Annotated in this window: 26 protein-coding genes; 18 read left to right on the top strand and 8 right to left on the bottom strand. The window is 38.4% G+C overall.

Going from position 1 to position 24,791, the window contains the following annotated elements; translation table 11 throughout:
- Positions 1 to 66: 66 nt before the first annotated feature.
- Together LCP48_RS09240 and LCP48_RS09245 are read right to left on the bottom strand one after the other, a co-directional pair.
- Positions 67 to 765 (bottom strand): class I SAM-dependent methyltransferase, encoded by a 699-nt coding sequence (locus LCP48_RS09240; RefSeq protein ID WP_004229301.1) that lies wholly within the window; start codon positions 763 to 765, stop codon positions 67 to 69.
- Positions 766 to 1,501: 736 nt separating this feature from the next.
- Positions 1,502 to 2,269, bottom strand: coding sequence for a sporulation protein (locus LCP48_RS09245; protein WP_004229300.1), 768 nt, complete (start codon positions 2,267 to 2,269; stop codon positions 1,502 to 1,504).
- A gap of 111 nt (positions 2,270 to 2,380) precedes the next feature.
- On the opposite strand from LCP48_RS09245, the gene LCP48_RS09250 reads away from it, so the two are divergent.
- From LCP48_RS09250 to LCP48_RS09260, 3 genes are all read left to right on the top strand, one after another.
- Entirely contained in the window at positions 2,381 to 3,235 is an 855-nt protein-coding gene (locus tag LCP48_RS09250; RefSeq protein WP_054550901.1) for a LysR family transcriptional regulator, read from the top strand.
- A 76-nt stretch (positions 3,236 to 3,311) separates the two neighbouring features.
- Positions 3,312 to 4,046, top strand: a complete 735-nt coding sequence (locus LCP48_RS09255) for an urease accessory protein UreH domain-containing protein (RefSeq protein ID WP_225340886.1) — start codon at positions 3,312 to 3,314, stop codon at positions 4,044 to 4,046.
- 41 nt (positions 4,047 to 4,087) lie between these two features.
- Entirely contained in the window at positions 4,088 to 4,408 is a 321-nt protein-coding gene (locus tag LCP48_RS09260; RefSeq protein ID WP_004229297.1) for a YnfA family protein, read from the top strand.
- A gap of 44 nt (positions 4,409 to 4,452) precedes the next feature.
- On the opposite strand, the gene LCP48_RS09265 is transcribed toward LCP48_RS09260, so the two are convergent.
- The 3 genes from LCP48_RS09265 to LCP48_RS09275 form a co-directional block, all read right to left on the bottom strand.
- Positions 4,453 to 5,217 carry a class I SAM-dependent methyltransferase gene (locus LCP48_RS09265; protein ID WP_225340887.1) on the bottom strand — a complete coding sequence of 255 codons (765 nt, stop codon included), beginning with the start codon at positions 5,215 to 5,217 and terminating at the stop codon, positions 4,453 to 4,455.
- A gap of 216 nt (positions 5,218 to 5,433) precedes the next feature.
- Complete coding sequence (gene nhaC / locus LCP48_RS09270; protein WP_004229084.1) at positions 5,434 to 6,810, bottom strand: Na+/H+ antiporter NhaC; 1,377 nt, start codon at positions 6,808 to 6,810, stop codon at positions 5,434 to 5,436.
- Positions 6,811 to 6,911: 101 nt separating this feature from the next.
- Positions 6,912 to 7,673, bottom strand: coding sequence for a sulfite exporter TauE/SafE family protein (locus tag LCP48_RS09275; protein ID WP_004229080.1), 762 nt, complete (start codon positions 7,671 to 7,673; stop codon positions 6,912 to 6,914).
- A 390-nt stretch (positions 7,674 to 8,063) separates the two neighbouring features.
- On the opposite strand from LCP48_RS09275, the gene LCP48_RS09280 reads away from it, so the two are divergent.
- The 8 genes from LCP48_RS09280 to LCP48_RS09315 all read left to right on the top strand — a co-directional run bounded on the left by LCP48_RS09280 (position 8,064) and on the right by LCP48_RS09315 (position 15,651).
- Complete coding sequence (locus LCP48_RS09280; protein WP_004229078.1) at positions 8,064 to 8,684, top strand: DUF47 domain-containing protein; 621 nt, start codon at positions 8,064 to 8,066, stop codon at positions 8,682 to 8,684.
- Between the two features lie 15 nt (positions 8,685 to 8,699).
- Positions 8,700 to 9,716 (top strand): inorganic phosphate transporter, encoded by a 1,017-nt coding sequence (locus LCP48_RS09285; RefSeq protein ID WP_004229076.1) that lies wholly within the window; start codon positions 8,700 to 8,702, stop codon positions 9,714 to 9,716.
- Between the two features lie 285 nt (positions 9,717 to 10,001).
- Entirely contained in the window at positions 10,002 to 10,700 is a 699-nt protein-coding gene (locus tag LCP48_RS09290; protein ID WP_004229072.1) for a response regulator transcription factor, read from the top strand.
- Positions 10,697 to 12,145, top strand: coding sequence for a HAMP domain-containing sensor histidine kinase (locus tag LCP48_RS09295; protein WP_004229065.1), 1,449 nt, complete (start codon positions 10,697 to 10,699; stop codon positions 12,143 to 12,145). The genes LCP48_RS09290 and LCP48_RS09295 overlap by 4 nt, the downstream gene beginning before the upstream one ends.
- A complete protein-coding gene (locus tag LCP48_RS09300) occupies positions 12,142 to 13,215 on the top strand; it encodes a LolA family protein (protein ID WP_009370942.1) in 1,074 nt (357 codons plus the stop codon). Before LCP48_RS09295 ends, LCP48_RS09300 begins: the two co-directional genes overlap by 4 nt.
- A gap of 9 nt (positions 13,216 to 13,224) precedes the next feature.
- On the top strand, positions 13,225 to 13,446 hold the full coding sequence (locus tag LCP48_RS09305; protein ID WP_009370944.1) for a hypothetical protein: 222 nt from the start codon (positions 13,225 to 13,227) through the stop codon (positions 13,444 to 13,446).
- Positions 13,447 to 13,556: 110 nt separating this feature from the next.
- Positions 13,557 to 13,772, top strand: coding sequence for a hypothetical protein (locus LCP48_RS09310; RefSeq protein ID WP_004229061.1), 216 nt, complete (start codon positions 13,557 to 13,559; stop codon positions 13,770 to 13,772).
- 103 nt (positions 13,773 to 13,875) lie between these two features.
- A complete protein-coding gene (locus LCP48_RS09315) occupies positions 13,876 to 15,651 on the top strand; it encodes a cation:proton antiporter (protein ID WP_225340888.1) in 1,776 nt (591 codons plus the stop codon).
- Between the two features lie 262 nt (positions 15,652 to 15,913).
- Here LCP48_RS09315 and LCP48_RS09320 read toward each other — a convergent pair whose 3' ends face one another.
- Positions 15,914 to 16,267, bottom strand: a complete 354-nt coding sequence (locus LCP48_RS09320) for a DUF4260 domain-containing protein (RefSeq protein ID WP_004229054.1) — start codon at positions 16,265 to 16,267, stop codon at positions 15,914 to 15,916.
- Entirely contained in the window at positions 16,268 to 16,693 is a 426-nt protein-coding gene (locus LCP48_RS09325) for a MerR family transcriptional regulator (protein ID WP_004229052.1), read from the bottom strand.
- Positions 16,694 to 16,815: 122 nt separating this feature from the next.
- Between LCP48_RS09325 and LCP48_RS09330 the strand changes: the two genes are divergently transcribed.
- The 3 genes from LCP48_RS09330 (at position 16,816) to LCP48_RS09340 (ending at position 20,175) form a co-directional block, all read left to right on the top strand.
- Positions 16,816 to 17,322, top strand: coding sequence for a sigma-70 family RNA polymerase sigma factor (locus LCP48_RS09330; protein ID WP_004229050.1), 507 nt, complete (start codon positions 16,816 to 16,818; stop codon positions 17,320 to 17,322).
- Entirely contained in the window at positions 17,315 to 18,505 is a 1,191-nt protein-coding gene (locus LCP48_RS09335; protein ID WP_009370945.1) for a hypothetical protein, read from the top strand. The genes LCP48_RS09330 and LCP48_RS09335 overlap by 8 nt, the downstream gene beginning before the upstream one ends.
- A 221-nt stretch (positions 18,506 to 18,726) precedes the next feature.
- A complete protein-coding gene (locus LCP48_RS09340; RefSeq protein WP_004229047.1) occupies positions 18,727 to 20,175 on the top strand; it encodes a tetratricopeptide repeat-containing diguanylate cyclase in 1,449 nt (482 codons plus the stop codon).
- A gap of 51 nt (positions 20,176 to 20,226) precedes the next feature.
- Here LCP48_RS09340 and LCP48_RS09345 read toward each other — a convergent pair whose 3' ends face one another.
- On the bottom strand, positions 20,227 to 20,775 hold the full coding sequence (locus LCP48_RS09345) for a GNAT family N-acetyltransferase (RefSeq protein ID WP_004229045.1): 549 nt from the start codon (positions 20,773 to 20,775) through the stop codon (positions 20,227 to 20,229).
- 165 nt (positions 20,776 to 20,940) lie between these two features.
- On the opposite strand from LCP48_RS09345, the gene LCP48_RS09350 reads away from it, so the two are divergent.
- The 4 genes from LCP48_RS09350 (at position 20,941) to LCP48_RS09365 (ending at position 24,789) form a co-directional block, all read left to right on the top strand.
- Positions 20,941 to 21,411: a DUF2975 domain-containing protein gene (locus LCP48_RS09350; RefSeq protein ID WP_004229044.1), complete on the top strand. Its 471-nt coding sequence runs from the start codon at positions 20,941 to 20,943 to the stop codon at positions 21,409 to 21,411.
- A 10-nt stretch (positions 21,412 to 21,421) separates the two neighbouring features.
- On the top strand, positions 21,422 to 21,643 hold the full coding sequence (locus LCP48_RS09355) for a helix-turn-helix domain-containing protein (protein ID WP_004229042.1): 222 nt from the start codon (positions 21,422 to 21,424) through the stop codon (positions 21,641 to 21,643).
- Positions 21,644 to 21,763: 120 nt separating this feature from the next.
- Positions 21,764 to 22,414 (top strand): TetR/AcrR family transcriptional regulator, encoded by a 651-nt coding sequence (locus LCP48_RS09360; RefSeq protein ID WP_225340889.1) that lies wholly within the window; start codon positions 21,764 to 21,766, stop codon positions 22,412 to 22,414.
- A 56-nt stretch (positions 22,415 to 22,470) separates the two neighbouring features.
- Positions 22,471 to 24,789: an ABC transporter permease gene (locus LCP48_RS09365; protein ID WP_225340890.1), complete on the top strand. Its 2,319-nt coding sequence runs from the start codon at positions 22,471 to 22,473 to the stop codon at positions 24,787 to 24,789.
- The last annotated feature ends 2 nt before the right edge of the window (positions 24,790 to 24,791 follow it).

Below are 24,791 nucleotides of genomic sequence, written 5' to 3' on the forward strand. Positions count from 1 at the left end.
AATTAAAAAATGCAGGTTTAAAGCGTCAAATTGACAATATAAAGATACATTTTTATTTACCTAGAATTATATTTTTCTAAACAGACAAACAATAAAATCTTCGAGACCAAATTCATTTTGACTTAAATTATCGTGCTGCATTTCACGTATCTCAATTTCTTGGAAATTTGAAAAAAGTATTTGTAATTTTTCTTTGGAATATCCTATACCACCATGTAAACTTCGATCCATATAATATTGTTTATCGGACAGCGATGATCCGCCGTACTTTCCATTTTCTTTGAAAGCACTGATTGAAAAATAACCATTATTCTTTAAATATTTGTTGATAAATTGAATGTAGGATACTCTTCGATGAGGTGATAAGTGGTGAAAACAACCAGAATCGTATATGTAATCAAACTTTTGTGATTGCAGCTTTAAATTAAAGATATTTTCACGAATTAACTGAATGTTTACATTTTGGACATCAGCTTGCTCCTTTGCCCAATCGATAGCTTGTTGTGATAAATCCACAGCGGTTACATTAAAACCTTTTTGAGCTAGATAAATAGCGTTTCGTCCATTCCCACAGCCAATTTCAAGTACGTTACGAGGCTTTATAGTTTCTTTTTCAATATATTTTACTAAATGTTCATCGGGTTTATCACAAAAAAATGGGACATTTCTTTTTTTATCTTTATAAAATGTATCCCAAAATTCTGTTGGCTCTCTTAACAAAGAATCTAGTAATTCATATAAATCTTCATTATTTTTAACTAACATCTAACACCCTCCTTATGTAATTCAATTGTAATATCAAAGGAGTTTTGTATTGTTACACTATGTTTAAAATAAGATTAAATACCAAATCTTCCGAAGTGGAAAGTGCCTCAATAATGGTATTAAACACGTCTAGAATTCATCCTATCTAAATAAAACGATTAGGAGATAGTAACATATGGTGATAGATAAACATGGCTTATAAATCATTTAAAGAAGAGCTACTTAAGGGTAAAAAGATTATATTATTACATTTATTACAAATATTACGTATGAAGAAGTTTTACAAACCCTGTTTGGTAATCTTTCGGAAAATAATGGTATTCAATATTTAATAGAATATCGTTTCCCACTAGTAGGCTACTAATCCACAAGAAAAACAAAGTGTTCACTTTATAAAGAAAGGAAATTCTGATTCTTCTCTTTTATAATCAGGTCTACTTTATTTCAAATTTATACCTTCGTATTCCATTAATAGGGCTATAGTATAGTCATATCTAATATGTAGAATCCTTTAATTTTTTTATCTTATTTTTATTTAAGTCTTGATAACGAAAAATTGTTTAGTATTACTTCATTCGGTATACATGCCCGTTCTAAAAAAGGTACGACAAATGCTATGTGATTCTATAAACTCATTCTATTAAATAGGGTACGAAAATCATTATGATTTCGTACCCTATTGATGTTGAAATTAAATTTTTATGCTTCAAAAGTGAACGTCTGAAGTTTTAGTCCATTAGGCATGTTTTGAAATGATTTGCTGAAGCTTTGCTTGCAGTGTCGGTAGGTCATGCATCGTAACTGTTGTGCGAACATAGCTTTCATCCATATCTAAGGCTTCAGCAAAAAAGCTACCAATGCCTTTTACTTTGCGATCAATTTGCATGAAAATCTCTGCAGAATGGTTGGATTGAGAAAGGAAAACTAATTCAAGCTCATCTAAATGACTTCTATATTGTCCAGTGGGTACAAATTCAAATTCTTGGACAAATGGATAGTAGCCTCGGAAGCGTGAAGGAGCTTGTTCACATTCAGCTTCACGTAAATGGAAGCCTAATCCACGAATTGCATCTAATATATGACCTGCTAGTGCTGTTGGCTCGACACGAATATAATCCTTATCACTCGGATCGACCGCATTTTTAATATCAAGGCCCGTTTGAATCCATACCTGTGTTTTACCTGCACTAATCGGTGTTTCAAATGGCAATGTTAATGAAATTGGGAAGACTTTTTCCTCGCCTGCGCCCAGTGTGAAAGGCTCTGTTACTTTGACCTTCTGCAGTGTGGCAATCTCTGTATGTTTGTGATCATTCGACTCACGGATATAGGTCGTATTGACGGATAGGTAAATCGTGTCGACCTGTTGCTCAACTTGACCGCCTCGCACAATAATTTCCCCCTGCATGACCTCTCCAGCACGATAAGTATCCTTCTCCAATCTTGTATCCACTGTTGCAGAACCTATACCAATACTTGCTAATGCTTTATGAAAAAAAGACATTTTTCATTCCTCCTACTGACATCGTTAGCTATACATACGCTTATGATGAAAAAAGGTTTCAAGACTTATAAATTTTTCGTTATACTAGTTGAAAACGAAAGAGGGATGGCGATGGAAACAGAGTGGCTACGTACATTTATAGTGGCAGCACAAACTGAAAACTTTCGAGAAACGGCTGAAAAACGATTTATTACACAATCGACTGTCACGAAGCATATCCAGCATTTAGAAAGGGCATTGCAAACCCCGTTATTTGATCGACAGAGCAAACAGGTGACGTTAAATCAGCAGGGTGCTTATTTTCGTCTGCAGGCACAAAAAATCCTGTCCGCTTTAGATGAAGGGCTACAACAAATGGATTCCTTCGTAAAAGGCTACACCGCTAAGCTTACGATTGGCGTTGCTCCGCAAATAGCGAATTCAACATTACCAGCTATTATTACAGCATTCCAGCATCGAAAGCCCTCTACTCAGGTAGTGATAGAACTTTTAAAATCCAATGAAATTGGGGAAGCGGTATTTACTGGTGTAATCGATATGGGCTTATCCAAATTAACCTCAACTCGTGAGCTTCACACGGTAATGCTTGCACAAGAACCATTGCATTTAATTGCTCCTATTGCTAAAAAGGAATATGATGCTTTCACCCTTTTACAGCAGGAAACGCTTTTCACACATGAATATGCGCCCTATTGGCAGGAAGTACAACAGGTGCTACAGCAATTTACTAGCCATCAAACAATGCATATTAATCAAACAGAGGTAATCAAGCATTTCGTCAAGCATGGTCTTGGTATTGCCTTGCTGCCTAAGAGTGTAATTGAACCAGATTGTCAGCAAAATCTTCTGCATAGCTATTCAGTAAAAGAATTTTCTCATATTGTATCGGATACTTACTTGCTTACAAAGTATGTCTCGGCTGATTATGATGATTTTTTAGTAGCGTGTAATAGCGTGTATGGGTAAAGCCGTTTTCTGCACGGTTTATTCATAATGTACCTTTATACTATTTTAGTATAAATAATAGATAGAGGGTGTATAGATGTATAGTATATTGTCCACCATTAGTCAGTTTATTAGTGAACCGCTTACGCAATTTGTACAGGGCTATGAGCATTCTGCCCTGATGATGGCCATTCTTCTTGGCTTGATAGGTGCCTTTGCTCCATGTCAGTTAACAGGAAATATGAGTGCCATTACATTTTACGGCAATCGAACACTTCAAAAGAGCAGTAATTGGCAAGAAATTATGTTTTTTATAGTGGGGAAAGTGGTTGTTTTTAGTGTGCTTGGCTTTTGTGCTTGGCTTTTTGGGCAATCATTTGAAACAAAGATGACCGGTTATTTTCCAATCTTTCGTCAGGCTATTGGGCCGATGATGCTGCTAACAGGGCTGGTGCTAATCGGTTTATTCAAATTAACCTTTCTACAACGTTTAACATCGCTGCTGCCGCCTGTAGTAAAAGAGGGGAAATTTGGCTCGTTCTTAATGGGTGCTAGTTTTTCTATTGCCTTTTGTCCCACTATGTTTGTTCTATTTTTTGTATGGTTAATGCCCCTTGTGGCGAGCACTTCCTATGGGTTGCTTCTACCTAGTATTTTTGGCGTAGCGACCGCTGTACCGCTTATCATCATGCTTCTGTTGATCTATGTCTTTGATGCCAAGCGTATTATCCTACGAAAAAGTACGAAAATGGGAAGAGCTATTCAAATGACAGCAGGTATCCTATTAATTTTAATCGGAATAACGGACACCATTACATATTGGAGTATGTAAGACATGTATAATAGAGTGAAAATGAGAAAGAGAGATACAGTATGATCGCTATATTATTATTTATTCTTGCGGGAATTGGTGAAATAGGTGGGGGCTATTTAATTTGGCTTTGGTTACGAGAGGGTAAACCTTTTTATTGGGGCATTATTGGCGGTATTGCACTTGCTCTGTACGGCGTTGTTGCAACATTCCAGTCCTTCCCTACCTTTGGCAGAGTTTATGCAGCCTATGGTGGGGTATTCATCGTGTTGTCTATTTTATGGGGGTGGGGCATTGATGGCAAAAAGCCCGATCATTTAGACTTTATTGGCGCAGGGATATGCTTAATAGGCGTCATTGTAATATTGCTGCCTCGCTCTTAGCATTGAAAAAAGGTTACTACAACAGAATAGTAACCTTTTGTAATCTATTTTTTACGAGCAATAAAGCGCAGACGATAATAATCAATGACCCATTCATTCTGTTGGAAACAAGTTGGCTTTAATAATTCCTCACATGTCGCATAAACCTGCTCTTTCTCATCAGCCTTTAAGTGCTGTAGAAGATTTTCACTAAACATGACCAACCAGTTGCTAAGCCCATCCTGCCCTTGAAGTGGTGTAGGGCGTTTATAGAGTGTGATATTCTCGACCTGAAAGCCTGCCTTTTCTAATTTTGATTGATATTCCTCGACGCTTGGAAAATACCAAGGGAAATAGTGGTCGATATAGGGAAATTGTAAAGATTCCATACTTTTTTGCAGAGCCCAAATGATAGATGCAATATTGCCTTGTCCACCCATTTCAGCAACAAAGCGTCCACCGTTCTTCAGTGCACCATAGACATTTTCGATAACTACATCAGGTTCCTTCATCCAATGAAGTGCGGCATTGGAGAAAACGGCATCAAATTGCTGAGAAAAGTGCATCGCTGTAGCTTCCATCGTTTGAAAGTTAATGGCAGGATATTTTTGCTGAGCAGCTAAAATCATTGTAGCCGACGCATCTACTCCGAGCACAGAAGCTCCAAGTGCTGATATGTCATTAGCCAAATCTCCTGTACCACAACCCACATCTAAAATATGTTCATTTTTTTGCGGCGCTAGTAGATCGACTAAGCTTGTACCCAATTTTGACACGAAATCATGCTTTTCATCATATAAATGAGCATTCCATTTTGTTTTTGTTGTCATCCTATTTCATCTCCTTTAGTAGAGCATAGCAAAGGAGGACAACCATCAGAAATGCGAAAGATCATGAATTTTGATTCCAAATTGGAATGATAGCTTTTTCTACAACAGCTAGCTTTACACGCTATCAAATTTCCAATCGATGAAAAATGAAGTCCATAAAATTTTTGAGTAAAATAAAATGGTAGCTGATGTTTTTTCAGCTACCTTTTGTTATGGTTAAAGCTTTGTTAATGTTTTGCCACTCCAGCCAAACATGATCGTAAGAATTGGCCCAAGTAAACAGAAGAAGGTGAACGGTAGGTAATCCAATGTGGAAATACCGAGGACACTTGCGATAAAAATACCACAAACACTCCAAGGCACAAGTGGGTTGACGACCGTACCTGCATCCTCCATGACGCGTGAAAGGTTTTTTGGTGCAAGACCAACCTTTGCAAATTGAGCCTTAAAGGCCTCACCAGTTAATAGAATGGATAGGTACTGTTCACCGATCAATGTATTGACACCGATGCCAGTGATCGCAGCACCGGTAATAACCGATCCAGCACTTTTAAATAAACTTTGTACCTTCGCTAAAATGCTTTGAATAATGCCTAATGTGAATAAAAGGCCACCCATTGTTAAAGCAAGTAGAACAAGCGCGATTGTAAATAGCATACTATTCATCCCACCACGAGTGAGCAAGGCGTCTACATCTTTATTACCAGTTTGAGAGACATAGCCATCAAACAGAATCTTGAAGATATCTGAAGCGGGAACTGGGTCAAGTAGAGAGCCAAGGCCTACTCCAATAATGGATACAACAGCCAATGTAATGATTGCTGGTGCCTTATAAAAAGTCATGATAACAAGAACAACAATTGGCAATAATGTATACCAATGAATAAGTTCTGTAGACAATAAACCTTCTTTGAATTGTTCCACAGTCTCAAAGGATGTAGCAGCTCCTGTTGGCGAGATAATAGCATAGATTACAAAGGAGATAAGAAAAGCAGGAATGGTTGTCCAGCCCATATTTTTAATATGCTCAAAAAGGTCTACACCAACTGTACCAGAAGCAAGATTGGTTGTATCGGATAAGGGTGACATTTTATCACCAAAGAAGGCCCCAGAAACAATCGCTCCAGCAGTAATGGTTAGTGAGATATCCATGGCACCGGCAATGCCCATAAATGCCACACCAACCGTCGCGACAGTTGTCAGGGAGCTTCCAATAGAAATACCAACGATACTACAAATTAAAAACACGATGGCAAAGAAAAAATTTGGCGAAACAGTTAAAAAGCCATAATAGATAAGGGTTGGGATCGTTCCTCCCATAATCCAGCTTGAAATTAAAATGCCGATAAAAAAGAAAATAAAAACGGCGCCAAGTCCAGCGCTAGCACCCGCAATCATACCACCTTCAAGATCGCGAAAGGGTATTTTTTTCAGTAGTCCATAAGCGAGTAAAATGGCAATCACAAGAAAAATTGGGATATGTGGCGTAGCCTTTAAATAGCCAATACTATAAGCCATTATGGCAATAATTAAAATAGTGATAAAGCTTGCCTCAAGAAATCGAGGGTTACTCTTTGCTTCTATTCGAAACATGTGAATCCTCCTAATACATACTTCTGCGCTTCAATGCGGTGAAGCCCAAAAGTATTATAGCACGCTAATATTTTTTGTCAATTGACTGAAAATTGGTGGTCTCAGAAGAGATAATCCCAGGCATTTTTCAAAATCAATAAACATGTCATGACAATAAAAATGACACGCATCATGCTCGTTCCACGCTTCAGCGCAAATTTGGATCCAAGAATTGCCCCAAAGATCATGACAAAGCCCATTGAAAAACCATAGAGAAAATGAACTTCTCCTAAAACTAAAAACATGATTAATGCCGCTAAATTTGAGGTAAAATTAAAAGCCTTCGCATTACCAGCAGCTTGGAGGAAATCATAGCCCATCATTAATAAAATAAAAATAAAAAATGAACCCGTACCTGGTCCAAAAAAGCCATCGTAAAAGCCAATAGCTGCAAATGCACCTATAAAGGCTAAATTTTTAGCTGTGCTAAGTACACGTTCTTGATATTGCTGTCCCCAATCTTTTTTAAACATTGTATAAGCAGCTACAAGGACGAGCATAACAAGCATAAGTGGTTTTAAAATAGCGGGGGATACAAGATGGACAGTAAAGGCACCGAGTAAAGATCCTACAAAGATAAAGGGGAGGATTTTTCCAATTTTCTTGAAGTCTACTTTACCTGCACGTAAAAAAGTTAGCATACTTGTACCATTACTAATGGTATTGGCCAGTTTATTTGTGGCAATAGCTGTACTTGGAGGTAAACCAACAGCCATTAATGCAGGTAAGGAGATGAGCCCACCACCTCCAACAATCGCATTTAAAAAAGAGGCGATAAAAGCAAGTAGTAATAATATTGTGAGTGAAAGTAAATCAATATCCATAAATATGCTCCCATCTTTCTTCATCGCGTTTTAACATAGCGTACTGCGAAAGTCAAAAAATCACAATGAAATTCCAACATTTTCATGTAAATTTTGTTTACAATTCCTTAACATTTCACAAGGTAAACAAATAAGCAGAAAAAAGTTTATTTCAAGTATTTTTATAAAAATAAAAGAAAAAATAGTCATTTTTAAAGAAAAAATCGTGATTTTTAATATTTGATTTCCAACGTTTGCAACTTGGAAAATAGCATTAAAATAAATGTGGCAAATTTTATATTACAGTTTTGTAAAATCAACAGCTAAGTGTTTAAAATTTTGTTGAATTGTGTAAATGTTTTGTTATGATGGTTCAGAAATCGACAATATTTTTTCAACAGGAGGAACAGGATGTTCAACTCAAACAAGCAAGATCCATTTTTTCAGTCACTATTAAAAATCGCGAAAAACGTGAATGAGGGTATTTACTATGCTCATAATGCACGTATTCAAGATATAGATGCATTAAAAGAAATCGCAGATACAATGAAGCAATATGAAACAAGTGGCGATAAATTAATCCATGAGCTAATTGTTATGCTGAATAAATCTTTTATGACGCCAATTGAGCGTGAAGATATTTTAGCTTTAGCCAATAAATTAGATGATGTAATTGATGGAATGGAAGGCTGTATTGCGCACTTCAATATGTACAATCTAACAGAAGTAACAGAGCCAATGCGCCAATTCCTCACATATATTGCGAAGAGTACAGATGAAATGGTACAAGCCATGGAACTGTTAAATAGTAAAAAGCTTGTGGAAATGCGTAAACATGCTATTCAAATTAAGGACAATGAACGTGAATGTGATGAAATTTTCCGTTCCTCAATGAAGCAATTATTCATCCAAGAAAAAGATCCAATGCGTTTGATTGTTTTCAAGGATATTTATGAGCAATTTGAAGACATTGCGGACAGCTGTCAAACAGTAGCAAACACAATTGAAACAATAATTATGCGTAATGCATAAGATGGAGTGTACGAAATGGATACGATCTTATTAATCACCATATTAGTCGTTATTTTCGCACTTGTGTTCGACTTTATTAACGGCTTCCATGATACAGCCAATGCGATTGCTACTTCTGTATCTACCCGTGCCTTAAAGCCACGTACTGCGGTTTATATGGCAGCGGTAATGAACTTCGTCGGAGCGATTACATTCGTTGGGGTAGCCAAAGCCTTAACAAAAGATATTGTGGACCCATTTTCTTTAAATGCCTATGATGGCGATATTACAGGTTCTGTTGTTATTTTAGCAGCCCTATTATCTGCCATTACATGGAATTTATTAACATGGTATTTTGGGATTCCATCAAGTTCTTCTCATACATTGATTGGTTCTGTTGCAGGGGCAGCTATTGCCGCAGCAGGATTTGATATTTTGAACTATGCTGGGTTTATTAAAATTCTTCAAGCACTTATTTTTTCACCATTACTAGCATTCGCAGCTGGTTTCCTGATGATGACATTATTAAAGGTCATCTTCAAAGATATGAATTTATATCGCACGAATAAAGGCTTCCGTACAATGCAAATTGGGACAGCAGCCTTACAATCCTTTACACACGGGACAAATGATGCGCAGAAGGCGATGGGGATTATTACCCTTGCGCTAATCGCGGGCGGTCTACACCAAGGAGATGATATTCCTTTCTGGGTACGTTTTGCTGCAGCAACTGCGATGGGTCTTGGTACATCTGTCGGAGGTTATAAAATTATCAAAACCGTTGGCGGTAAAATCATGAAAATCCGCCCAGTAAATGGGGTAGCGGCAGACTTAGCTTCTGCATCGATTATCTTTGGAGCCACTTTAATCCATTTACCAGTTTCTACAACACATGTTATTTCTTCATCCATCATGGGTGTCGGAACAGCACACCGTGTTAAAGGAGTTAAATGGGGGATGGCACGTAAAATCGTTACAACATGGGTCATCACGATGCCAATCTCTGCTGTCATGGCAGCATTGATTTACTATATTTTAAGTTTATTTTTCTAGTTCGCTAAGGAATGCACAATCACAGTGCATTCCTTTTTTTGTGCTGGAAAATGGAAGCAGGTGATAGGATAAAAATGAAGGATGTAGCGGATAGAACCGGCAAAGTGAAGGATAGCCCCACAAAAGTGGCGGATAGCCCGGGCAGGAAGAAAAACTGCTTCGGTGAAATCGGTAGCCTCCTCCACTTGTGTAAAGTGCGGATACGCTCTAAGGTAATTATAAAGAAAGTGTAAAGTTCGGAGAAAATCGTTTTTTCCGTAGTAAGGTGAATACAGGAGGAAAATGATGAAGGAAAAGTTACTACTGATTGAGGATGATACAGCAATTGGACGCATTGTGAAGGATACGCTAGAGCAGGAAGGCTATTATGTGACATGGTCTACTACGGGCCTTGAGGGACTGGCAGATTTTCAAACGCAACCTTTCGATTTAGTGCTAGTGGATTGGATGCTGCCAGAAATGGATGGGTTAACGGTTTGTCAAAATATCCGTTGGGAGAGTGATGTGCCGATCCTAATGATGAGTGCCCGCAAGGAAGATGCGGATAAGGTGGAGGGCTTGCAGGGGGCAGACGATTATATAGCTAAACCATTTAGCTTAGAAGAATTAAAGGCACGAGTTGCCTCTCATCTTAGACGATGGCGACGCTACCACAAGCAAGACGTGATAGAAGAGCATACTGCCTATGCGAATGGATTAACAATAGATTGGCAACGACAAATAGTATGTGTTTATCAACAAGAAATTGCATTAACTCAAAAGGAGTTTGCTCTTGTTAGGCTGCTAGCTAAAAATCCGAGTCAAACCTTTACAAAAGAAGAACTGTATCAGCATATTTGGCAGCAAGCAACGTTAGAGGACACTCATACTGTCACAGTGCATATTAAGGCACTGCGAGAAAAGCTCAAGGATTCTGTGAAAAACCCAAATTTCATTCAAACTGTGTGGGGTAAGGGCTACCGTTTTATTGGTGAACCATTATGAAAATAAAAGCGTGGTTACTAATTATGTTTTTTATTGTAATGGTATTACCCATAGTAGGAGCTTATAGCCTTTATGTGTGGATTAATGCTTATTACCAAGATAAAAATGTGGCGGAGTACTTTGACAAGTGGACAGAGCTAAATCAGGTAAAAGATGTCGTTGACAATCCAGTGCTTTATCAAAAAAATGCCGATTTTGAGGAGATAGAGGAACTTAGCAATGAGCAGCTGGCGATAACCCTCTATACGAAATCTGGCTATGTTTTATATTCCTCCAACCCCTTGCTAACGGGCTATGTAGGGAAAGAGCGTATGTTAAATGGTTTATATGATTTACAGCAAGCATATAACGCCTTTACATACAAGGAGCCTGTATATCTAAAAGGTGATTTGCTTGGCATCTATGAAATTCAATTACTACGAACAGATTGGGTAAAGGGTGTAGAAAAGCGTTCGTGGCTTGTCATCGCAAGCACGATTCTGTTGTTTCTTATCATTTATTTAACTGTCATCTTGTTGCTTCATCGGAAATTGAATCGGCCATTACGTGAACTGATGCAGCAAATGCGTAATTTTGCGAAAGGTCAGCATGTTAAATCAAATCTAAGCGTAAGAAAAGATGAGATTGGGGCACTCGCCAAAACATTTGAGGCGATGCAGGATGAAATTGAAAAGACTCGGGCTTCTTTAAAAGCGGAACAACAGCAAAAAGAAATGATGATTGCAAGTATTTCCCATGATTTGAAAACACCCCTTACAGCCATCCAAGCCTATGCGGAATCTTTACAAAATAAAGGCTTGTCAGAACAGCAGGAAGCAGAATATCAGCAGGTCATCGTTACGAAGGCAGATCGGATGAAGCATATGCTAGAGGATTTAATGATGTTTACATTACTTCAATCAACGAACTATACATTAGAGCTCATTGCTGTGGATGGAGAAGAATTTTTTGACATGGCCTTGTCTGACTATGAACCTTTATGTGAGGAAGAAGGATTTACATTAAAAGTCTGCTGTGCCGTGGATGGGCTCTATGCTGTGCATCCTAAACAACTTCAGCGTGTCATTGATAATTTATTAAGCAATGCATGGCGTTATGGGGAAAAGGGGACAACAATCGGCTTAGCGGCAGTCAATGCTGGAAATGATCCCAAATGGGGCTTTGACTTCTTGAAGTCGGCTTTAAACAAGCAAGAGGGTATGTATATCATTGTACAAAATCACGGAAGAGGTATACCACAGCAGGACATTGTAAAATTATTCGAGCCTATGTATCAAGCAGATTATGCGAGATCAAAGGCTGGTGAACGAGGAACAGGACTAGGCTTAAATATTACAAAACAAATTATTGAAAAACATGGTGGCACTGTCGAACTGCTTTCTAAAGAGAACATTGGAACAGCGGTAATTTGCTGGCTACCACCTTATAAAGGAGTAAATGAATGATGAATTGGAAAAAATCTTGCCAAGCAGCAGGCTTAATTGCTGTGATGACATTTAGTTTAGTGGGCTGTAATTCAGAGCCATCTTATACACCTCAGGAAATTATCGACCAAGCCCTTCAAGAATCGAAAGAGCCACTCACTTACTATGGCGAATACACGTTAGATATGGGAGAGCTAGGTGGTAAAGCTCAAGTGAAGGAATGGGTAAAGGATAGCAATAGACGGATAGAAATGACAGGTGATAATGGAGAACATGTTATCACAGTCAAAAATGACGCTAAAGTGATTAGCTATGATGTCACTGAAAAGACAGCCTACACAATGGATTATTCACAACATGAATTAGACAGCTTGCAATCACCTAAAGATCAGGTACAGCTTATTTTTAATATGGTTAAAGATACGCATGATATTAAGATAGCAGGAGAAGAGAAGGTTGCAGGTAGAGATACGTATAAAATCGTCGCAAAAACGAAGAAATCGGAATCGTTATTTGGCGATATCGAAGCATGGATTGACAAAAAAACTTGGCTGACATTAAAAATGAAGACAGATAGTGCAGGTACTCATATGATCACGGAGTATTCTAAGATTAATTTTGGTGAAAAAATAGATGCTCAACAATTTACACTAGATCTTCCAAAGGATGTAACGATTCAGGAAATTAGCGGACAGGACACTTCAGCATCCATTTCTTTGGACGACGTAAAGCAGCAGCTTGAAAAGTTTTTATTAGTGCCAGAAGTAAATGGTCTAGCGTTAGATAACATAACCATGGTTAAAGGGATAGAGGAACGACCAGAATACTCTTTCGATTATGTTTTAGATGGAGAGTTAGCCTTTTTTGTCACGATTTTTAAAGCAGATGCTAGCGTTACAGATATTGGTCCCATTCTAAATGAAAAAGAAATAGATATTCGTGGACAAAAAGGGACAGTTATGGATGGTGAAAATTTCCGTTCCCTTGCTTGGCAAGAAAACGGCTACCAATATAGTATGGTTGGGCAAAATCCAGAAATAACAGTTGAGGATCTTTTAAGCTATGCGCAACAAATGACCGTTGTACAATGAGGTGATACTATGAAAAAAGCGCAAGGACTAAAATGTCTGGCATTATTTTTATTTACCACTATTTTCTTATATGGGGTAGGGGAAACATATGAGGTGTCTTGGCTACAATTTAACTTTACGGGACAATATCAGGATGTAGGCTTTTATTTCAGTTTTACATCCCTCATTCCTATATTGATTGGATTATTAATGGTGGGTCTATATGAATCATTGTTAAAAAGATTCATCTAAATAATTAGGAGCAGGATCAGCGTGGAGGATCCTGCTTTTTTTTATGGTAGAACTAGAGTTAGTATATTACAATATTTATATAAAGAGAATATTAATAGGAGGTTTCAACCGTGGCTACATTTCTACATGGCTTTGCTCAACAACTCATTTTCCCCATGTTTATGATTTTATGCTTTTATTTCACATTAACTTATTTTCATCATCTAAAGACAGGCGATGACCGTGATATTAAGAACACAAAATGGGCTGCAGTGGTGTGTTTAGCTTTCGCTTTGGTTGCACCAGCGCTTTATAATGTGATTACGTTCATGATCATGATAAGGTAAAGTGATAATTTTGGTACAATACGTACATAATGTAAGGTAACAGGTTTAGTCCTTCTAAAATGAGGGAATATACACTTATACTAGGATATTGTAGGTGGTACATATGTTTGACAATTTACTATTTCAGTTACCTTTTATTATTTTTATCGGTTTATTTTCACAGTGGTTAGCATGGCGTTTTCGCATGCCTGCCATTGTCATTATGAGTATCGCTGGGCTGATTATTGGTCCGTTTACTGGGTTAGTGTCTCCAAAAGAGACATTTGGCCCTATTTTTCATACCATTATTTCTCTGGCAGTTGCCGTTATATTATTTGAAGGAAGTTTAAGCCTTGATTTTCGAGAAATACGTGGTTTTAAGAAGTCTATATTGCGTATTTCCACAGTAGGGGCAGGCATCGCTTGGATTGCAGGCTCTACTGCCGCGCATTTTGTTGCTGGGCTATCATGGCCAGTCTCTTTTGTCATTGGTGGATTATTTATTGTGACAGGTCCAACCGTTATTTTGCCTTTATTGAGACAGGCAAAATTGAAGGAGCGACCAGCAGCTATCTTAAAATGGGAAGGCATCGTTGTAGATCCTTTTGGCGCATTGTTAGCACTATTTGCGTATCAGGTCGTTTTGGGCATATATCATTTAGAAGGTGGGACATCTCTTACCGTTTTCTTTGTTTCCGCCTTTTTAGCCGCCCTGTTAGGAGGGGGCGTCGGTTATGTAATGGGGCAATGCTTGGAGCGTGGTTTGATTCCAGAGTTTTTGAAATCACCTTTGTTACTCGCTACTATTTTACTTGTTTTTGCCCTAAGCGATGCCATCATGCACGAAACGGGCTTATTGGCTGTGACAGTGATGGGGCTTGTGATGGCCAATATGCATTTAACAAGTCATCATGAGCTGTTGCATTTTAAAGAAAATATTTCGGTTATTTTAATTTCAAGTGTCTTTATCATGCTGACGTCGTCCTTAACCATCGATACGTTATGGCAAATCGTTGATTGGCGTATGCTTCTATTCGTGCTAGCGATGATGTTTATTGTTCGACCGTTATCGATTTGGATTGCGACCATTAATACGGGCTTAACATTGGAAGAACGGGCCTTAATTGGGTGGATTGCACCGAGAGGGATTGTGGCATTAACCGTTTCAGGTTACTTTACAACGGCACTACAAGACGTAGGTTTTCAAAGTGCACAATTATTAACAGCGCTCACATTAGCACTTGTTTTTGCGACAGTGGTTGCCCATGGCTTTAGCATTGGCTGGCTTGCTAAAAAATTAGATCTACAAGCTTCCAATGGGAGAGGTATTGTGATTGTAGGCGCTTCTCCATTTACAACACAGCTCGCAACGTCCCTGCAAAATAACGGGATTGATGTGTTGATGATGGATCGTGCATGGGAAGATTTATCTGCTGCTCGACAAAATGGTATTAAGACAGAAACAGGTGATATTCTAAGCGAGCATACAGAGTTTTATGTTGATTTAACTCCCTATGATCAACTAATTGTAGCGACAAAGCAGGACGCCTATAATGTCCTTGTTTGTGCAGACTTTGTTCCAGAATTAGGGCGTCTCAATATTTTTCAAACAGCTTTACATACTACAGACCCCAAAAATTACTCACGGAAATACGGGGGACAGCTTCTTGTCGATGCTCAGCATGATATTCATCAGCTCAATGAACTGATAGAGCAAGGGGCACAACTTCGTCAGACGAAAATTACAGAAGTATTTACATGGAAGGATTATGTAGAACAAAATCCTCATGCCGTCTGGGTGTATGCTATAACACAGGATGGTGCTATCGTGTTGGATATGGTCAATAAATATGACGATATAAAACATGAACCGCATACTATTATAAGTTTAATTCGCTAAAACCAGCCACCTGTTTGTGCAGGGCGGCTGGTTTTTTGATGCAAGAGAAAGTAGACTAGTTGACTGAAAATGACCATGCTTGTAATTAGTGTTCTGCCTGTTTTATATAAAACAAGAACAGCTAGCTTAAAGAGAGCAACTCCATATTCCGATGATGAATAATGGTAATCCCACCCCAAGAGAGCATTTAATTAGGAGATTTTTCTAACCCATTTCTACTAAAAATCGCAGTGTTAAATGGCTAGCCATACTTTCCTCCTCATTAAGCAATCTGCTGTAAATGTGTCTTCTTAAAAGCATCCTCATATTTTAAACCATAGCCAAGTGCACGATCTAAGAAAATATGTGCGAGCCAAATCAGGGCAGCCATCAGGAGTATGGGTGTAGTCGTTAGTAAACCAATCACCATCAACATGGCAGGTAGCACAAAGCTATGTCCCATATTATAGAAAAGAGCGCCTATTTTTGTATTGAGGAGATAGCCAACCATTGTGATGTCTGGTAGCAATAAATACACAATAAAATAAAGCCATGGAAAATTTAGATGACCATAGAAAGAAACAGTGATGATGAAAGCAAGGATATATTCTATTGAGATGATTTTACGTAGTGACATTTAACCACGACCTTCCAGTAAATTTTGATACATATCCTCTATGAGTAAGGAAATTTTTTCTTGGTTTTCTTCGTATTGTCCGTCAGCCATTAACGTTTTTGTCAGTTGTAACGAATGAAGCGCATGCTGGTAGAATTGTAGTTGCTGCTCAATCTGGGCAATCTTTGTTGAAAATAGCTGTACCGTTTCCTCATTACATGCTGTTGAAATAGGCTTTTGTTCGAGAGTCAGTAAATGTTTAATTTCTTGGAGCGTAAAGCCTAGCTGACGTAAAACGATAATAAATTTCATTGTATGTTCACACATGGCATTATACACACGGTAGCCATTGTCTTGTTTTTGCGGCTGTAAGAGTCCTTCTTTTTCATAATAGCGAACGGTATCCGTTGTTAATTGAAATTTCTCAGCGAATTGTTTAATTTTCATGTAAGTACCTCCTAAATTCATCCTAACATTGGAGTATGCTCCAAGGTCAAGATACTTGAGGAAAAAGTTGAAAAAATGAAACGGTCATTCAGTGGCAGTCGTTTATAGTGTAAGAAGGGGAGGTGGACGGCATACTTGAGGAAATAATCGAAGAACATGCAGCACATTTATTACGTCTCGCCTATTTTTATGTGAAAAACAGACAAACCGCTGAGGATATTGTGCAAGAGGTCTTTATTAAATTTTCCCAGCGTGGCTATGAAGAACGTGGGCAGTTGCGTGCGTATTTATCCACTCTAACGATTAATCAAAGCAAGGATTATTTAAAAAGCTGGCATTATAAGAAATTACTATTACAAGAAAAAATATTTCCTGTTCAGGGGAATAGACAACGAGATGCGCTCGTGGCAGCAGAGGAACGGTCTCACATTGGGGCAGCTATTTTAAAGCTTTCACTTACCTATCGGGAGCCCATTATCCTTTATTATTTTGAAGAAATGAAGATTCGTGATATTGCCCAGCTACTTGGCATTGCAGAGAATACGGTGAAAACAAGACTGAAGCGGGCAAGAGAAGCATTAAAGCCTCATCTGAAGCAGGAGGAATGGGAGGTGCTAAGACATGAATGAAATACAGAAGGAATTACTCAAAGTCGCTGGTGATATGACAGCAAGCAAAGAACAAGTCAAAAAACATGTACTACAACAGTCTATCAATAGAAGGAAGCCTTTTCGTTTCACCCTATTAACCGTTGTACTGACACTTTGTATGGTTGGGTTTATGATGGTGCAGCTTCTTACAAACGAAACAGAGCAAACATCCTCATTATTTCATGAAAGACAGCTTGAGCATTTCGAACGTATTAATCGGCTAATGTGGCCAGGAAAAGAGCAGGAATTTTATAAAGAGGAAGCCTATCTATCGTATGAGAAGCTCGTTGCCGCCTACTATTTTGCAAAATCATTAGGGATTGATTATTCAAAGGCCGAGCTAGAGGTGGAGAGCAAGAAGCAAGTAGAACAGTTGGAAATGCTTTATCAAGCATCTGAATACGAATCACTATTTCAGGGATTAGCACCGAAACAGTATGTTGAAACATATCTTGAACCCCTTTTACCAATGTATACAACAAGAACAAAGCTATATGCCTTCTATAAAGAAAAATATCCAACTTTTTATGCTTACCAAGAAGTAGCCAATATTGATGCCAAACGATATTTCCAAGCGCATTATACTGAGCAGGCAACAGCCTTTCAAAATGAGCATAACATCGTATTACAGGCTAGTTCACATGGCTCTTCAATGGTCGGAACAGTTGCAAAGGTTGAATCGAATGTTTTCTTATTTATTGAAGGGGTGATTCCTGAGGACCTTGATCATATGGCAGAAGAACAACTTGCTGAAAAATATGAACAGGCCAATTGGTATCCTGTGCTGGATGATTTTCCTGTCAAGCAGGGGGATTATATTACTTTAACTTCTATGGGAACAGGCAGTATGGAGGAAAACGGGGTCGTCAGAAAATATGGTTTATTATCTAAACTGGAAAAACTAGAGCCAATCAATACAAAAATGCTTGAGCTAGAAAATAACAAAGAGGTTGCTCAGTTTTTACAGGATATCCCTTGGCAGCCCGCAAATTATATGAAAAGACCACCCGAATATTCATTTGAAGTAGAAGGCGTGCGTATTGAAATGTGGAAGGGCTATGGCGGTTCAATTTATCTCCAAAAGGCTGGTAGCGGAGAAATTCACCTTAGTGCCAATAGAGCGAAGGAATTAATAGCCATCCTAGGCATAGAAGAATCTTAACAAGTCTCTTGCAAGAGGCTTGTTTTTTATTTAGGGGAAAATTATAGTGAAAGTACCATGTTAAAATAACCTTTAATTGAATGTAGGAAAAAATACACAGTGATTTTCTTTATTAGGCTGAATTACTTAATGCCAAAAAAATAAATGAGTCCAAAGAATTGTAATATTTTAAGGGCGAAGGTAGTATTAAAGAAGTAAGGATGAAGAAAAGGAGGGGCGGTATGAACGCACAAGAATTTGAAGAACTATGGATTACGCTTAATGAGTTATATAATGCGGATCGTTTTTTAGAATATATAGAAATAAGTAGTGCCGCAATTGAAAGTGCCATTAAGCTTGAAATGTATGATAAGGCTATCCTTCTATTACGTTATAGCTGTGCCAGTTATTTTCAAACGGGTGATTTACAGCTTTCTATAAGTGTCCTTGAACAATATCGTGAGTTAACCTTTCAACATGGCAACGATATTGATTTAATTCAATATTACAATTTAGCAGCCATTTATTGGGGAACATTTGGTCATTTAAAGAAATCAGAAGAGTTGATGCTGAAAGGCTTAAAAATTGCTGAAGCAATCCAGCACGTGGAGAGCATGGGGAAAATCTATAACAATCTGAGCGACTTAGAAATATCCATGGGAAGCTATCGGACAGCTAAGGAATTTGCCTTAAAGAGTTTATATTATGCGAATGCGTTTGAAATGAAGCATAAAGAGCCTTATACAGGGATTATCCATCCGAAGACAAACCTAGCTGTTGCACTTATTTGGCTTGAAGAATTTGAGGAAGCCAATACGATATTACAAGAATTAATGGCAACGATTCATCATCCACCCTATTCGAAAGTACAACTTGAGGTACTCAATGCCTATGCCTTCCTGTGTGAAAGACAGGGACGTATAAGTGAGGCCATCGATTTATATCAAAAGACAAAGCATTATGCTTTACAAAACAATGACCTTTCTCTACTTCAACTAATTTATAATTCTTTAGTGAAGCTCATTGAGGAGCAAGGCAATAAAATTGTATTATGTGCGATACAAAAGGAATATATAAATATTTTGTTAGAAATCCAGCGTGAAAACTATTCACATGTATTGTTTGAAATGGAATATAACGATCATAAGAAGCAGTTTGAAAAAAATGCCTATATTGATCCTCTGACCAATATTTACAATCGTCGCTATTTTGATGAACAGGCCAAAAAGATGGTCGAAAAGGCGGCTGAAAATCATCAGCAATTGGCCTTGATGATGGTGGATTTAGACCATTTTAAAGAAATCAATGACATGAATGGCCATTTATTTGGCGATGATGCTTTGACGAATACAGCCAAAACTTTACAGGACTATTTTCAGCCCTTTGAGTCCATTGTTGCCCGTTTTGGTGGGGATGAATTCATTGTGTTGAGTCAAGTAAAGGAAGGTGAATCAGTGCAAACATTGGCTGACAACCTGTATCAAACCTTAACGGCACTGTCACTAACAGTGAATAATCAAACTGTTCAGTTGGAATTTAGTATAGGTGTCAGTACGAATGATCATGGCAAAATTCAGAAAGTAGAAGAGCTTATCCAGCATGCGGATGAAGCGCTCTATAAGTCAAAGCGTAACGGCCGCAATCAAATTACGCACTATAATCATTATTGCGATGTGGGAAATGGTATTTAAAAGAGAGAGAGGCATATCTACGCGGGAAGTGCCTCTTTCGTAAACGTGTTGCTAGTGTGATGGATTAAGCAAGCCATAAAACACAATATCTTCAAAAGTACCGTTTTTATAAATATGATCCTTTAATGTTCCCTCATAGCGCATGCCACATTTCTCCATAATTTTCCCAGAGGCGGGATTGGAATGGAAATACCGTGCATAAATACGATGATACTGTTTCTCCTGAAAGGCAAATTCAATCATCGCTTGAGCAGCTTCTGTTCCGTAGCCATTACCCCAATAGGGCTCTCCAATCCAATAAGCGATTTCTCCTCTTTGATGTTGGGATTGATTTGACAGTCCTATCGCTCCATATAATTGTCCACTTTGTTTGTCTGTTATCGCGAATTCGTAACTTCGATTTTCCTCAAAGTTTTGTTGATGCGTGGAAATCCACGATAATGCACATTCTAATGTATAAGGATATGGTAAACTCAATGTGCTTTTATAGATCGCATAATTGTTACATAAAACACTTACTTCTTGGGCATCTGCTTGCGTAAAAAGTCGAAGTATTAAACGTGTCGTTTCTATCGTCTTTTCGGTTGGCGAATAAATCATCGAATACCCCCTTTTCAATGGTTGGATTGATTATAGCACAATAAAAAGCAAAGTAAACCAAATAATGGATATCTTATTATATCTTGAATTGGAATAAAAATTTATTGAAAAACGATAAATTATGTGGTAAATTAAACAGGAGAATAAATAAAAGAGGTGCGTAAGATGAAACGAGAAACGCTCTTTTTAAAGATAGCTGTTTTTCTAATAGGTATACCCGTTCTTGCCTTATGTGTATGGGTGGTGCCTCGTGTTGCTTTGAATACAGTGGAGCATTCTCCCATTCTAACCATTGTTGCTTTAATTGGCGTCTATGCAACGGCTATTGCTTATTTTGTTGCGCTATTTACGACGATCAAGCTATTAAGCTATATTGACCAAAACATTGCATTTTCAGAGCTGTCAGTGAAAGCTTTAATTAAGATCAAATATTGTGCAATTCTTATTAGTAGTGTTTACGTGGTTGGCATGCCACTGATATACTATGCTGCGGAAGTAGACGATGCCCCAGGTCTTATACTTATTGGAATGGTCATTATTTTTGCTTCCTTTGTCGTGGCAGTCTTTGCTGCTGTGCTGCAAAAGCTTCTAAAAAATGCCATCGATATCAAATCAGAAAATGATCTAACGGTTTGAGGTGAATACTATGGCAATGATCATTAACATTGATGTAATGCTGGCGAAACGAAAAATGAGTGTTACAGAGCTTTCAGAAAAAGTTGGCATCACGATGGCGAACCTTTCGATTTTAAAAAACGGCAAGGCCAAAGCCATCCGCTTTTCAACATTAGAGGCTATTTGTGAGGCATTGGATTGCCAGCCTGGCGATATTTTGGAATATCGGAAGAACGAGGAACTACAAAAATAAGGATCTGCGTAAAGCAGATTCTTTTTTTTTGTAGAAATTATTGCCAACAGAAGTAGTCCTATGCTAGGATAAAGAAAAGATATATCGACAGGCAGTCGGTCAATTGTAAGGAGTTGTCTTATGAGAGAAATAAAAAAAGCGGAAGAACGCAGAAATGAAATATTAGATGCAGCGGATGAATTATTTGCACAGAAGGGATTTGATGGCACTAGTACGAGTAATATTTTGGAAAAAGTAGGCATTGCTCGAGGCACCCTCTATTATCACTTTAAATCTAAGGAAGACATTATGGATGCGCTCATTGAGCGTTATACAAGCACAATGCTCGCAAAGGCAAAAAACGTTGCAGCAGACAAGACTATAGCTGTAAATGAGCGGATATTGCGCGTTGTCATGGCATTGAATATGCAAAATGAACAGGGTGGACAGGAAATGATGGAGCATGTTCATAGACCGCAAAATGCCTTGATGCACCGTAAAATACAGCAAGTGGTCATCAATCAAGTGCCACCAATCCTTACTGCCATTATTCGGGAGGGCATTGAGCAAGGTATTTACCAAACGCCTTATCCCTATGAGTGTATGGAAATGATTATCGCTTATACCAATACGGTATTCGATGATGATCTCGTGTTGATGACAGATGAGGAAAGAGCTGCTCGTATTCCGGCATTAATTTTTAATATTGAACGAATGCTAGGGGTGGAAAGTGGTAGCTTATTGTATATGATGCGAATGTTTGGAAATAAAGGAGAAGGCAGTCCGAACTAAATATTTTAGGTCTTGTTAGATTTGATGGCGATTAACAATATACAAAGAGGTGACTTATGTATTGGAAAATTGTGCGAAATGATATGGCAAATAGCAAGCTAATTACAGGTATGACCATGCTATTTGTGGCGGTAGCAGCTTTACTTGTCACACTATCAGCAGTACTTATGGTCCATTTGACAAGCGCAATTGACACACTGATGAAACAAGCAGAAACGTCTCATTTTCTTCAGATGCATGCAGGGGAAATCGATCAAGTGCGGCTTACTGAATTTGCAGAGCAAAATAAATATGTAGATGAATATCAAATGAATGAATTTCTAAATGTGGAGGGCTCGAAGATCCATATTGCGGGGACCACATTGGCACATAGTGTGCAGGACAATGGTTTCAGCACACAAAGTGAGAAATTTGATTATTTACTTGATCTTGATGGTCATGTGATTGAAGTGGCAAATGGTGATATTTATGTACCTGTAAGCTATTGGAAGGACGGTATTGCCGACTTGGGGGATACTGTCATCGTTCAAGATCAAACCTTTACAATAGCTGGATTTCTAAGGGATTCTCAGATGAACTCAATGCTGGCTTCCTCCAAACGCTTTCTTGTCAGTGAACAAGATTATGCAGCAATCCAGGAAGCGGGAACAGTTGAATATTTAATTGAGTTTCGTTTGAAAAATTTGGCGGATTTAAAGAATTTTGAAGAAGCCTATACAAGTGCAGGGTTAGAAGCAAATGGACCAACCATTACCTATAAGCTTTTTCAAATGCTGAATGCCATATCAGATGGGCTTATGATTGCTGTGATCTTGCTCATCAGTGTCCTTGTAGTCGCTATTGCGTTTATGTGTATTCGATTTACATTGCTCACTAAAATTGAAGAGGATACTCGAGAAATCGGTGTGATGAAAGCAATTGGCCTACGAGTGGCAGATATTCAGAAAATGTATCTAGCCAAATATGGCGTTATAGCTGTGATTGGTTGTATGCTCGGTTTTGCCTGTTCCTTTTTCCTTCGAGATATTCTATTAGAAAATATCCGTCTGTTCATGGGAGAAACGGACAAAGTTTCACTCATTTGGTTGTTCACGGGTCTGGGATTGTTGCTCGTATTTTTCGTGATTATGAGCTATGTACGATCAGTACTCAAACAGTTTCGCAAGCTATCAGCCACGCAGGCTATGCGTTTTGGCACAACACAAGGAAAAGGGCAGCATGCAAAATTATTGAACCTCAGCGCCAATAAAAGGCTACCGATCAATCTTTTTCTTGGCATGAAGGATGTATTATCACGAAAAACACTTTATGCGACAATGCTCGCAGTATTAGTATTGGCAACATTTATTATTATCGTCCCTCAAAACTTACACAACACAATTGCAGCTAAAAGCTTTATTACGTATATGGGTATTGGGAACAGTGACATCCGAATTGATATCCCACAAGGCAAGCAAAATGAACAACAGGTGGCAGCGGTGATGGATAGGCTTGAGCATGACACAGCCATTAAGAATTACACTGTTTTGACAACAAAAAAATTCACAACGATTGCCAAGGACGGAACAGCGCAAAACCTAAAAATAGAGCTGGGTGACCATACGATTTTCCCCTTAGAATATGCACACGGAGAGGCTCCAGTTGCTCCTAATGAAGTGGCACTTTCGGTACTCAATGCAGAGGAGCTTCAAAAAAAGGTTGGCGATAGTTTAGCAGTGGTCATTAATAGAGAGAAGAAAAATTTGAGGGTCAGCGGTATTTATTCAGATATTACCAATGGCGGTAAGACTGCTAAGGCAGCTTTCTCTGACCAGTCTACAGATAGCATGTGGAGTGTCATCTATAGTACGATGGCTAATCCATCACTTGTTGCAGATAAACGGGCGGAATATGCAAAAACCTTCTCGTTTGCCAAGGTGTCAGGTATTGATGATTATATTCATCAAACTTTTGGTACGACGATTCATGCCATCGAAAAGGCAGCTCGTGCAGCACTCGTCATTGCCTTATTGCTGTGTGTGCTCGTGACATTATTATTTATGAATATGCTGATTGCGAAGGATCAAGCGCCCATCGCTATCATGAAGGCATTGGGATTCACGAATGTCGATATAGCTACACAATATGCTGCACGTTCGATTTTTGTATTACTGCTTGCTATCTCGATGGGGACGTTGCTCGCAAACACGTTAGGTGAATATTTAACTAGTACGGTCATTGCCTCATTCGGGGCGGCTTCCTTTGATTTTATGATTAATCCACTAGCAGCGTATGTTTTTTGCCCACTAGCGCTTACAAGCGTTGTTCTGCTAGCTACGCTATTTGGTACGTCAAGGGCAGGGCAGGTAAAAATTATTGAGCATATAAAGGAGTAGAA

The organism is Lysinibacillus capsici, from assembly GCF_020217405.1.
Taxonomy (GTDB): domain Bacteria; phylum Bacillota; class Bacilli; order Bacillales_A; family Planococcaceae; genus Lysinibacillus; species Lysinibacillus capsici.